At 67.3% G+C, this 11,602-nt stretch carries 13 protein-coding genes and 1 tRNA gene; 12 read left to right on the top strand and 2 right to left on the bottom strand.

Annotated features, from left to right (window positions below; translation table 11 throughout):
• A complete protein-coding gene (locus tag L6Q67_RS04665; protein WP_296566030.1) occupies positions 1–603 on the top strand; it encodes a DNA-3-methyladenine glycosylase I in 603 nt (200 codons plus the stop codon).
• A gap of 19 nt (positions 604–622) precedes the next feature.
• Positions 623–1,471 carry a D-hexose-6-phosphate mutarotase gene (locus L6Q67_RS04660; RefSeq protein WP_296566027.1) on the top strand — a complete coding sequence of 283 codons (849 nt, stop codon included), beginning with the start codon at positions 623–625 and terminating at the stop codon, positions 1,469–1,471.
• Positions 1,472–1,478: 7 nt separating this feature from the next.
• Here the strand turns inward: L6Q67_RS04660 and L6Q67_RS04655 are convergent, their stop codons facing one another.
• Both L6Q67_RS04655 and L6Q67_RS04650 read right to left on the bottom strand, forming a co-directional pair.
• The gene (locus L6Q67_RS04655; protein WP_296566024.1) at positions 1,479–2,735 is read right to left on the bottom strand and encodes a hypothetical protein; all 1,257 of its coding nucleotides are present in this window, start codon (positions 2,733–2,735) and stop codon (positions 1,479–1,481) included.
• Positions 2,732–2,890, bottom strand: a complete 159-nt coding sequence (locus L6Q67_RS04650) for a hypothetical protein (RefSeq protein ID WP_296566023.1) — start codon at positions 2,888–2,890, stop codon at positions 2,732–2,734. The genes L6Q67_RS04655 and L6Q67_RS04650 overlap by 4 nt, the downstream gene beginning before the upstream one ends.
• A 26-nt stretch (positions 2,891–2,916) precedes the next feature.
• On the opposite strand from L6Q67_RS04650, the gene L6Q67_RS04645 reads away from it, so the two are divergent.
• From L6Q67_RS04645 to L6Q67_RS04600, 10 genes are all read left to right on the top strand, one after another.
• The gene (locus L6Q67_RS04645) at positions 2,917–5,244 is read left to right on the top strand and encodes a Tex family protein (protein ID WP_296566019.1); all 2,328 of its coding nucleotides are present in this window, start codon (positions 2,917–2,919) and stop codon (positions 5,242–5,244) included.
• A 90-nt stretch (positions 5,245–5,334) separates the two neighbouring features.
• Complete coding sequence (locus L6Q67_RS04640; RefSeq protein ID WP_296566017.1) at positions 5,335–5,700, top strand: ArsC family reductase; 366 nt, start codon at positions 5,335–5,337, stop codon at positions 5,698–5,700.
• Positions 5,697–6,566 (top strand): Hsp33 family molecular chaperone HslO, encoded by an 870-nt coding sequence (locus L6Q67_RS04635; RefSeq protein ID WP_296566014.1) that lies wholly within the window; start codon positions 5,697–5,699, stop codon positions 6,564–6,566. Before L6Q67_RS04640 ends, L6Q67_RS04635 begins: the two co-directional genes overlap by 4 nt.
• A gap of 91 nt (positions 6,567–6,657) precedes the next feature.
• Positions 6,658–7,446, top strand: coding sequence for a septum site-determining protein MinC (gene minC / locus L6Q67_RS04630; protein WP_296566011.1), 789 nt, complete (start codon positions 6,658–6,660; stop codon positions 7,444–7,446).
• Between the two features lie 30 nt (positions 7,447–7,476).
• On the top strand, positions 7,477–8,292 hold the full coding sequence (gene minD, locus L6Q67_RS04625) for a septum site-determining protein MinD (RefSeq protein WP_296566008.1): 816 nt from the start codon (positions 7,477–7,479) through the stop codon (positions 8,290–8,292).
• A 1-nt stretch (position 8,293) separates the two neighbouring features.
• The gene (minE, locus tag L6Q67_RS04620; RefSeq protein WP_296411854.1) at positions 8,294–8,554 is read left to right on the top strand and encodes a cell division topological specificity factor MinE; all 261 of its coding nucleotides are present in this window, start codon (positions 8,294–8,296) and stop codon (positions 8,552–8,554) included.
• A 10-nt stretch (positions 8,555–8,564) separates the two neighbouring features.
• Positions 8,565–8,649, top strand: a tRNA-Leu gene (locus tag L6Q67_RS04615).
• Between the two features lie 214 nt (positions 8,650–8,863).
• Positions 8,864–9,112 carry a type II toxin-antitoxin system Phd/YefM family antitoxin gene (locus tag L6Q67_RS04610; protein ID WP_296566005.1) on the top strand — a complete coding sequence of 83 codons (249 nt, stop codon included), beginning with the start codon at positions 8,864–8,866 and terminating at the stop codon, positions 9,110–9,112.
• A complete protein-coding gene (locus L6Q67_RS04605) occupies positions 9,109–9,495 on the top strand; it encodes a type II toxin-antitoxin system VapC family toxin (protein WP_296566003.1) in 387 nt (128 codons plus the stop codon). The genes L6Q67_RS04610 and L6Q67_RS04605 overlap by 4 nt, the downstream gene beginning before the upstream one ends.
• Positions 9,496–9,808: 313 nt before the next feature.
• Entirely contained in the window at positions 9,809–11,353 is a 1,545-nt protein-coding gene (locus L6Q67_RS04600; RefSeq protein WP_296565997.1) for a serine/threonine protein kinase, read from the top strand.
• Positions 11,354–11,602 lie beyond the last annotated feature (249 nt).

Below are 11,602 nucleotides of genomic sequence, written 5' to 3'. Positions count from 1 at the left end.
ATGAACGACACACCCAGCAAGGCCGTGCGCTGCGCCTGGTGCGGGGATGACCCCCTGTACCAGGCCTACCATGACACCGAGTGGGGCGTGCCGCTCCACGACGACCGGGCGCTGTTCGAGCTCCTGACCCTCGAAGGCGCCCAGGCCGGGCTGTCGTGGATCACCGTGCTGCGCAAGCGCGAAACCTATCGGCAGGCCTTTGCCGGCTTCGACCCGGCCGTCGTCGCCACCTTCACCGAGGCCGACCAGGCCACGCTGATGCAGAACCCGGGCATCGTCCGCAACCGCCTCAAAATCTCCTCCACCATCGACAACGCCCGCGCCTTCCTGGCCATCCAGGCGGAGTTCGGCAGTTTCGATGCCTGGCTGTGGCAGTTCGTCGGTGGTCAGCCTATTCACAACAGCCTGCGCAGCCTGGCCGACGCCCAGGCCAGCACGCCCCTCTCCGACGCGCTCAGCAAGGCCCTCAAGAAGCGTGGTTTCCGCTTCGTCGGCAGCACCATCTGCTATGCCTTCATGCAGGCCGCCGGCCTGGTGAACGACCACACCATCGACTGTTTCCGCCATCGGGAAGTGACCGCGCTATCATCGCGCCCTCTGTAACCCCGCCCCCTCCGGAATCATGACCGACCAGATCGAAATGGCCGAGCTGCACGGCCAGCCCGTCATCAAACTGCAAACCCCCGACGGCGCCGTCGCCCTGATCAGCCTGTTCGGCGCCCAGCTGCTGTCATGGACACCGGCCGGCGGCGAAGACCGCCTCTACCTCAGCCCGAAAGCCGTCTTCGATGGCCAAACGGCCATTCGTGGTGGCGTCCCCCTGTGCTTTCCCCAGTTTGCCGGCGAAGGCCCCCTGCCCAAGCACGGCTTCGCCCGCAACAAACAGTGGGCAGTCAGCGGCAGCCGCGCCGGCAAGGATTTCGCCGTCACCACCCTGCAGCTCGTGGATGACGCCGACACCCGCGCCCTGTGGCCCCACGCCTTTGCCGCGGAGATGAGCATTTCCATCGGCGGCGGACGCCTGGACATGGAGCTGGAAGTCACCAATACCGGCGACGCCCCCTTCAGCTTCACGGCTGCCCTGCACACCTACCTCAAGGTGCGCGAAGTGGAAGCCCTGCGCATCGAAGGTCTGCGCGGGCTCGACTACCGGGACTCGGCGGACGACAACAGGATCAAGAAGGAAAGCGGCGTCGGCGTGCTCATCGAGGACGAGACCGACCGCATCTACCACGGCACCCCCCCCACCCTGCTGGTGCGCGAAGACCACCGGGCGATGGGCATCCACGCCGAGAACTTTCCCGACGTGGTGATCTGGAACCCCTGGGAAGAGAAGTGTCGCCAGCTGGCCGACATGCCCGCCGACGGCTTCCGGCGCATGCTCTGCGTGGAAGCCGCCGCCGTGCGTCAGCCTGTGGAACTGGCTGCCGGCGCCTCCTGGTGGGGCCGGCAGACCCTGGTAGCGATGTAAACCGGAATCAGTTGGTCGATGCCCGCACGGCATCGGCCACGTTCCGGCCGTTCACCCGCACCACCGCCACGGTGTGGCCGGAACCATCCACCTCCACCGGCTCCACCGACACGCTGCCCGCATCCAGCGCCCGTTGCAGGCGCTGGGTGGCATGCTCGGAGCTCATCCCCGGCTCACGGGCATCCAGCCCCTGGACGCGGATCTTGCGACCACTCTGATAGAAGGTTGCCCCATCCATCGCATACGCCCGCGCCACCCCGCGCCCCGGACGGGACTGGGGTTGAGCCGGCACCGCCACCGGCGCTGCGGCAGGCTGCGCGGGCACGACGGCCGGACTGGCCGGCACCACGGTGCGCTCAACCGGCGCCGGCGCTGCCGGCGGAGGAGCAGCCGGACGGGCCGCTTCGGCGGCGCGTGAGGTATTCAGGGCAGCCGCCGCTGCGGCAGCCGCCTCGGGGCCGGACAACTCGGAGGTCGCCGGCGTATAGCGGGCCACCGGTGCCACCGGCCTCTGCAGCTCGCTGGTCGCCTGCAGGGGCGCCTCCGCAGCAGCAGCCGAACGGGATGCAGCCCGGGAGACCTCCACCGCCGGGGGCGGGATGGTCAGGGCCGCACGCGGAGCGACAGGCGCCGCGGCCGGCGCAGCGACCCTGCCCTGCAGCTGGCGCACCGCCTCGGCACGGGAGATCGGGGGTGAACTCGGAACGAAGGCCTCACGCCCGATGGGGGCGGCCCCGCCCCTGACCACGGGCTGGCGCTCCACCACTGGTGCGGGAGCCGGCGGCTCGCCCCGGCCACGCCGTTGGGCGCGAGGTTCGCGGACAGCCGCCACGACGGGCTCGGCCCGGCCCTTGCGGCCCCGGGTCACCACCTCGACAGGCGCCGCCTGCACAACAGCCTTGGCACCGCGTCCGGCCTTGCCGGTGGCGGCCATCTTGCCGGCAGACTGCTTGCCGATTGCAGCCGCGGCCTTCGCCGGCGCCGGCTTTGCCGGGATCGACTTGGTGGCGCCCCCCTTGATCACGACCGCCTTGGGCGCAGGGGCCTTGGCCGGCGCCGCGGCACGGGCAGGCGCAGCCTTGGGTGCCGCCTTGGCAGCGGGCTTTGAAACAGGCTTCGAAACGGGCTTGGCGGCCGCCTTGGCCGCCGGTGCTGCCTTGCGGGCCGGAGCGGGATGGGATGGCTGGGGCGCCGCCGAGACATCTGCCCCGACCACGGTCAAGCCAAACGCCACCGCTGCCAACGCAGCGAAAAATGGATTCATTCGGTGTTATCTCCTGCTGGGCCGGACTCGCCGAGAATGGCGGCCAGGCTGGATGTGCGCGGAATCAGACCGCATCGCGACACGGACAATTGATTGATTTTACCGGAAACCGGGTCGGCCACGGGCTTGCAGGCGCGGCCAGCTTTCTGCACCATGCGGCCTTTTTTGCGCCAGCCCGTCCATGCTTCTGCCGATCGAACAACGCATTGCCGCCGAATTGGGTGTACAGCCCCGTCAAGTTTCCGCTGCCGTGCAGCTTCTCGACGAAGGCGCCACGGTGCCCTTTGTTGCCCGCTACCGCAAGGAGGTCACCGGCGGCCTGGACGACACCCAGCTGCGCAACCTCGAAGAGCGCCTCGGCTACCTGCGTGAGCTGGAAGACCGCCGCGCCGCCGTGATCGCCAGCATTGCCGAGCAGGGCAAGCTCGACGCGCCCCTGCGCGAGGCCATCGAGAACGCCGAGACCAAGCAGCGCCTCGAGGACCTCTACCTGCCCTTCAAGCAGAAACGCCGCACCAAGGCCCAGATCGCCCGGGAGGCCGGCATCGAGCCCCTCGCCAATGCCCTGCTGGCCAACCCGAACCTTGTCCCCGAGACCGAAGCCGGCGCCTACCTCAACGTCGACGCCGGCTTTGCCGACACCCGAGCGGTGCTGGATGGCGCACGCCAGATCCTGATGGAGCGCTTTGCCGAGGATGCCGAGCTGATCGGCAAACTGCGCGACTACCTGGCCGACCACGGCGTCGTCGCCTCCACCGTGATCGCCGAGAAAGAGAACGATCCCGCCGCAGCCAAGTTCCGCGACTGGTTCGATTTCCGCGAATCCATCGAGACCGTACCCTCCCACCGCGCCCTGGCCCTGTTCCGCGGCCGCAACGAAGGCTTCCTGCGCCTGCAGCTGGGGCTGGACTCCGACCCCACCGACGGCAGCGCCCCCGGCCCCAACCCCTGCGAGGGGCGTATCGCCGGCCACTTCGGCATCCGTGACGAAGGGCGCGGCGCCGACACCTGGCTGCGCGAAACCGTGCGCTGGGCCTGGAGCGTCAAGATCTCCCTGCACCTCGAACTGGAGCTTCTCGGCCAGCTGCGCGAGAAGGCCGAGGAAGAGGCCATCCGCGTATTCGGCCGCAACCTGAAGGATCTGCTCCTCGCCGCCCCTGCCGGCCCCCGCGCCACCCTGGGCCTCGACCCGGGCCTGCGTACCGGCGTCAAGGTGGCCGTGGTGGACCAGACGGGCAAGCTCCTCGACACCGGCGTGATCTACCCCCACGAGCCCCGCCGCGACTGGGACGGCAGCCTGCATGCGCTGGCGAAGATGTGCGAGAAGCACAACGTGTCGCTGATCGCCATCGGCAACGGCACCGCCAGCCGCGAAACCGACAAGCTCGCCGCCGATCTGATCAAGCTGCGCCCCGAGCTGCACATGACCAAGATCGTCGTCTCCGAAGCTGGCGCCTCGGTGTATTCGGCCTCGGAGCTGGCGGCAAAGGAATTCCCGGATCTGGACGTGAGCCTGCGCGGTGCCGTGTCCATCGCCCGCCGCCTGCAGGACCCGCTGGCCGAACTGGTCAAGATCGACCCCAAGTCCATCGGCGTCGGTCAGTACCAGCACGACGTCAACCAGACCCGCCTGGCCCGGGCCCTGGATTCGGTGGTCGAAGACTGCGTGAACGCCGTCGGTGTGGATGTGAACATGGCCTCCGCCGCCCTGCTCACCCGCATCTCCGGCCTCAACCCCACCCTGGCCGCCAACATCGTCGCCCACCGGGACGCCAACGGCCCCTTCCCGAGCCGCGAGGCGCTGCTCGATGTCCCCCGCCTCGGCCCCAAGACCTTCGAACAGGCCGCCGGCTTCCTGCGCATCAGCAACGGTAGCAACCCCCTGGACGCCTCGGCCGTGCACCCGGAAGCCTACCCGCTGGTGGAACGCATCCTCGCCGACATCCGCAAGGACGCCCGCGAGGTGATGGGCGACTCCCGCACCATCGGCCAGCTCAAGGCCGAGCGCTACACCGACGAGCGCTTCGGCCTGCCCACCGTGCAGGACATCCTCAAGGAACTCGACAAACCCGGCCGCGACCCGCGCCCGGAATTCAAGACGGCCAGCTTCAAGGACGGCGTCGAGCAGCTGAAGGATCTGGAGGTCGGCATGATCCTCGAGGGGGTGGTCACCAACGTCACCAACTTCGGCGCTTTCGTGGACATCGGCGTGCACCAGGACGGCCTGGTCCACGTCTCGGCCCTGGCCGACCGCTTCGTGAAAGACCCGCACAGCGTCGTGAAGGCCGGCCAGGTGGTCAAGGTGAAGGTCATCGAAGTGGACCTGCCGCGCAAGCGCATCGCCCTGACCATGCGCATGGGCGACCAGCCCCAGGGCGGTGGCAAGCCGGCCGGGGAGCGCCGCGATGCCCCCCGGAGCAATGCACGCCCCGCCGCCGCCAAGCCGAACCGGGAGCCGGCCATGGCGGGCTCCCTGGCCTCGGCCTTCGCCAAGGCGCTCAAGAAATAAGCCCGGGGACACCCACGGGCGGCTAAAATCCGCCCCATCTCCTTGATTTTCCAGCGACGCCTCCCGGGGCGTCGCGCTGCTTCCAGCCCCATGACGACGATTTACGGCATCAAGAACTGCGACACCATGAAGAAGGCCTTCGCCTGGCTCGACGAGCACGGCGTCGCCTTCACCTTCCACGACTACAAGAAATCCGGCATCGACTCCGCCCGCCTGCACGCCTGGAGCAAGGCCATCGGCTGGAAGAGCCTGATCAACACCCGCGGCACCACCTGGCGCAAGCTGCCCGCCGAGCGCCAGGCCATCGACACCCAGAGCGCCGCCGTACAGCTGATGCAGGAATTCCCCAGCGTGATCCGCCGGCCGGTCATCGAGACGGACAGCGGACAACTGCTGGTCGGCCTCGACACCGCCCTCTACACCAGCTTTCTCAGCCCTGCGGGGACGACAGAATGAGCACCTCCACAATCCAGCGCTTCCTCCTTGAAGACCTCGACATCCGCGGCGCCATCGTGCGCCTCGACGACGTCTGGCAGGCCCTGCTCGTCAATCGTGACTACCCCGCCCCGGTGCGCGACATGCTGGGCGCCATGAGCGCCGTGGCCAGCGTCATCGGCGGCAACCTCAAGCAGTCCGGCCGCCTCACCATCCAGCTCCAGGGCCACGGCCCGGTGAGCCTGCTGGTGGTGGATGTCACCGAGGGCCTCAACCTGCGCGGCTACGCCAAGGCCAGCGTCGAAGCCGCCGGCAAGGCCGGCATCGCCGACCTGGTGGGTGACGGCCAGCTCCTCCTGACCCTGGACATGCCTGGCCTGCGCCAGCCCTACCAGAGCTACGTGCCCATCGAAGGCAACTCCGTGGCCGAAGTCTTCGAGCACTACCTCACCCAGTCCGAGCAACAGCCCGCCGCCCTGCACACCGCAGCCTCGTCCCACGGCGCCGCCTGCCTGTTCCTGCAGAAGCTCCCCGACGCCGACCGCAAGGACCCGGACGGCTGGGACCGGATCACCCGCCTGGCCGCCACGATCCGCGAGGATGAACTCCTTGGGCTCTCTGCCGAAGACATCCTGATCCGCCTGTTCCACCAGGAGACCGTGCGCCTCCTGGATGCCCGCGAGGTGACCCACGAGTGGCCCCAGGACTGGGACAAGGTGCGCGACATGCTGCGCTCCCTGGGCCGGGCCGAGCTCGACGCCATGCTGGCCGAGCACGGCGAGATCCTGATCCACGACGACCTGTCGAACCACGAATACCGCTTCGATGCCGACGACGTGGCCGCCCTGTTCGCCGAGCCCCCCGCCGAACCCCGCACCCTGCACTGATCTTCAGGCATTTGGCACGCGGACTTGCCCGAAACCCTGCTGAAAAGTAGACTTCACCGGTTTTAGTCCGCTAACCCCTCACCCGATATCCATGGCCGACGCTTCCCTGCAGGGCAAACTGATCGAGTTCAAAGGCGCCAGCCTGGCGGTAATGACCGCCCACGTCCGTGAAACCGAAGCCGTGCGTCTCGCCGATGCCCTGCACATGATGCTGGGCGGCATGCCGGACTTCTTCGCCGGCGAACCCGCCGTGCTCGACTTCGCCCAGCTCGCCAGCACCCCGGACCGGGTGGACTGGACCGCCATCATCAGCCTGCTGCGCCGCTACCAGGTGCAGCCCATCGGCGTGCGCAACCTGCCGGACTACCTGCACGACGGTGCCCGCCGGGCCAACCTGGCCATCCTCGGCCCGGAGGGCATCTCCGCCGAGCGCCCCATCGCCCCGCCCAAGCCCCAGACCCCGCCGCCGCCCGCTCCTGCCGAAGCTGCACCGGCACCCCAGCCGGCCGCGGCAGCAAGCACAGCCCCCCCCTCCACCATGGTCGTCGAGCGCCCCCTGCGTTCCGGCCAGCAGGTCTATGCCAAGGGTGGTGACCTGGTGCTGCTGGCCGGCATGAGCCCGGGTTCCGAGGTCATCGCCGACGGCTGCATCCATTGCTATGGCCCCCTGCGCGGCCGCGCCCTCGCCGGCGCCCGGGGCGACACCAGCGCCCGCATCTTCAGCACCAATTTCGGACCCGAGCTGGTCTCCATCGCCGGGGTGTACCGCACCTTCGAACGGGGCATCCCGCAGGCCGTCGCCGGGCGCAGCGCCCAGGTGCGGCTGAGCGGCTCGGACAACCTGCACACTCTCGAAATCATGCCGCTTCAGAACGACTGAAGCAGCGACTCACAGACTTAAGGGGACATCGTGGCACGCGTCATCGTAGTAACGTCCGGCAAGGGTGGCGTCGGCAAGACCACCACCAGCGCAAGCATTTCCACCGGTCTGGCCCTGCGTGGCTACAAGACCGCCGTCATCGACTTCGACGTGGGCCTGCGCAACCTCGACCTCATCATGGGCTGCGAGCGCCGCGTGGTGTACGACCTGATCAACGTGGTGAACGGTGAAGCCAACCTGCACCAGGCCCTGATCAAGGACAAGCACTGCGAGAACCTCTTCATCCTGCCGGCCTCCCAGACCCGCGACAAGGACGCGCTGACCGAAGAAGGCGTCGAGAAGGTGCTCAAGGAGCTCGAGCACATGGGCTTCGACTACGTCATCTGCGACTCCCCCGCCGGCATCGAACGGGGCGCCGTGATGGCCCTCACCTTCGCCGACGAGGCCATCGTGGTCTCCAACCCCGAAGTCTCCTCCGTACGCGACTCCGACCGCATCCTCGGCATCCTGCAAAGCAAGAGCCGTCGCGCCATGGAAGGCCGCGAGCCGGTCAAGGAACACCTGCTGGTCACCCGCTACGCCCCCAAGCGTGTCGAAGACGGCGAGATGCTCTCCTACAAGGACGTCCAGGAACTGCTGCGCGTGCCCCTGATCGGCGTCATCCCCGAATCCGACGACGTGCTCCAGGCCTCCAACCAGGGCACCCCGGCCATCCACCTGAAGGACAGCGACGTGGCCACCGCCTACCAGGACGTCATTGCCCGCTTTCTCGAAGAAGAACGGCCCCTGCGCTTCGTCAACTACGAAAAGCCCGGCCTGCTGAAGCGCATCTTCGGAGGCAAGTGAGATGTCCCTCCTCTCCTACTTCTTCGGCTCCAAGCAGAAGACTGCCTCCGTCGCCAAGGAACGCCTGTCCCTGATCATCGCCCACGAGCGCGGCACCAACCGGGCACCGGATTTCCTGCCCGAGCTGCAGCGCGAACTGATCGCCGTGATCTCCAAGTACGTCAATGTCGGCCCCGACGACATCAAGGTCCAGCTCGAAAAGCAGGACAACTGCGAGATCCTCGAGGTCAACATCACCCTGCCGGAGCAGCCCCAGCGCTGAAGCCCTCCCCGCCCGGATGGTGAAATCGGTATACACAGCGGACTTAAAATCCGCCGGCGCAAGCCTTGCGGGTTCAAGTCCCGCTCCGGGCACCAGAAATAGCTATTAGAAAACAACGCTCTGCGATCACTGACCGCAGGGCGTTTTTCTTTGGTGGTGAGGGGGTGACAACACCATCCGCCGCATCGCCACATCCTCGAACTTCGGCCTTTTCTTCTTGACCTTCACCTGCTCTTGGATGGAAGCCCCCTTTGCTTGTCCTTGGCAGTTAGCTAGACTAGGCTAACTACACTGTTTCTGGAGCATGCCATGCAATCTGTCAATATGCTGCAAGCCAAGTCCTCGCTGTCCCGTTTGGTGGAAGCCATCGAGCAAGGTCAGGAGCGTGAAATCGTCATTGCCCGCAATGGTCGTCCCGCCGCCAAGCTGGTTCCAATAGATACGGTGCCGGTCGGGCAGCGCATCGGGGTTGCCAAGGGCAAGTTCGAGGTGCCGGATACCATCGACGCCCATAACGAAGAAGTGGCACGGCTGTTCATGGGCGGGGAGCAATCTTGAACCTGCTGCTGGACACCCATGTTGCCCTGTGGGCGATCACAGACAGCCCGAAACTGCCGCAGAAGGCACGGGAACTGATCCAGTCTCCGAAGACGACCGTCTGGATCAGCGCCGCCAGCGTGTGGGAAATCGCAATCAAGCACGCGTTAGGCCGGGGCGACATGCCCGTATCCAGCCAGGACGCCGTGCGCTACTTCGGCGAGTCCGGCTATCGCTTCCTGGCAATCGAGGCAGAACATGCAATGGCGGTTGAAGACATCGCTGCGCACCACCAGGACCCATTTGACCGCATCTTGGTGGCTCAGGCGCTTGTCGAGCCCATGCGGCTGATGACCCACGATCCCCTTGTGGCGCTCTACAGCGACACCATCATCAAGATTTGAAACGTTACAACCCTAAGCCATTGATCTGACCAACAAAGGGCAACAATGGCAGACCTTGAAACGGACTTAAAATCCGCCGGCGCAAGCCTTGCGGGTTCAAGTCCCGCTCCGGGCACCAGAAAGCACTGAAAATCAACACCCTGCACTCTCCGGATGCAGGGTGTTTGCTTTTCCGGCGGAGAGACGGACAGGCACCGAAGCCACCACCCGGGCATGCTACGATGGTTCGGGTGTGGCCCCCGCACCGTTCAGCCGCCACCTTCCCTCGCCCGAACGCACAAGACTGACGCATTTCCCAGCCCCCTGATCGGCCATGAGCAACGCACCGGAAGAAGACGACCGCACCATTCTCTCTGCTGCCGGCGATGACACCTCGGCCACACCGGGGGGTGCCCCGCGGATCAACGATGAAGGGGACGGGCAGGCGCTGCCTGCGGGCACCCTGATCGGCGAATTCGAGTTGCGGGCGAAAATCGGTGAAGGCGGCTTCAGTATCGTCTATCTGGCCTGGGATCACTCCCTGGAGCGCAAGGTGGCGCTCAAGGAGTACATGCCCGCCTCGATCGCCTCGCGCAAGGGCCCGGCAACCGTGGCGCCCCGCTCCGAGCGCCATCGGGGCACCTATGAGGCCGGCCTCCGGAGCTTCGTGAATGAAGCAAAGCTCCTGGCCCAGTTCGACCATCCCTCGCTGGTCAAGGTGTATCGCTTCTGGGAGGCAAACGGCACGGCCTACATGGTCATGCCCCTCTACGAAGGGGAGACCCTCAAGGACCACATCCAGGCAGGCCGGACCAAGGTCAGCGAGGCCTGGCTGACCGGGATCCTCACCCCCCTGTGTGACGCCCTCCGGCTCATTCACGGCGAACAGTGCTTCCACCGGGACATCGCCCCGGACAACATCATCCTGCTGGAAGGCACTGGCCGCCCCCTGCTGCTCGACTTCGGGGCGGCCCGCCGGGTGATCGGCGACATGACCCAGGCCCTCACCGTCATCCTCAAGCCCGGTTACGCGCCGGTCGAGCAATACGCCGAACTGCCCGACATGAAGCAGGGGCCGTGGACCGACATCTACGCCCTGGCAGCCACCATGCACTGGGCCATCACCGGCAGCACCCCGCCGCCCTCGGTGGGTCGGCTGCTCAATGACCAGTACCGCCCTCTGGCGGAGCGTGCGCCGGCGGGCTTCAGCGCGGGCTTCCTGGAAGCCATCGACCGGGCCCTGGCTGCCCGACCCGAGGCCCGTACCCAGACCATCGCCGACCTCGTCCACGACCTGGAACGGCGATCATCGCACCCGGACAAGGCCAGCGCCCCGCCCCCGGGCAGCCCGCCCGCGCCCGGCGTCAGCCCGCTGCCGGCCGAGGCCACTGCGGCATCCCCACGCCGTGCCTCCCCCATCGCGCTGGCGGGCGGTCTGGCCCTCGCCTGTGCCATGGCGGCAGCCTGGTGGCTGAGCACCAGGGAACGTCCGGTGGAAGCGACGCCCCCCACTGCAGCGCGCCCCACCCCATCCGCAGCACAAGAAGCCGCACCCCCGCCTTCACGCCCGGAGCCAACCGAAGCAGCGGCAAAACCGGCCCCGTCAGTCACCCCATCGACGCCCCCGACCATCGCTCCAGGGGCAGCACCATCCCCGGCCCCGGTCGCCCGCCCCGCTCCCAGAGAGACACCGGCCACGCCCGCCCCCGTGCGCAAGGCACCGGTCGAAACCGCAGCCACGACAACCGCCAAACCGGCCAAACCCGAAAAAGCGGCCGCCCCCCGCTCCGCCGAGTGCGCCAGCATCCTGCAGCGCATCTCCCTCGGCGAGAGCTCACCCGAACTCCTGGCCCGCTTCGACAAGGCGCGCTGCCGCTAGCCCCACACGCCGACGCCAACCAAAGTCCGAGGTCGAGTGAATTCGCCCCCGGGCGAGGGCACCCATCAAGCCAGGATGACGGCCTGCAGCCCGCTTCAGGAAGCCGCCACGCTGCGCAGGAAGACCTCGATTTCTCCGTCCGCCAGGGCCTCACTGTGCTTCATCTTGGTGCGGGAGATGACGCTGACCGCTTTCCTGGTCAGCGATCCTCTCATCAGCCACATCCGCCCGCTGGACGAACCGGAAGAG

It is taken from the genome of Zoogloea sp. (assembly GCF_023150065.1).
In the GTDB taxonomy this organism is placed as follows: Bacteria; Pseudomonadota; Gammaproteobacteria; order Burkholderiales; family Rhodocyclaceae; genus Zoogloea.
The sequence above is the reverse complement of the archived record's forward strand: the minus strand, read 5'-3'. Positions and strand labels throughout refer to the sequence as shown.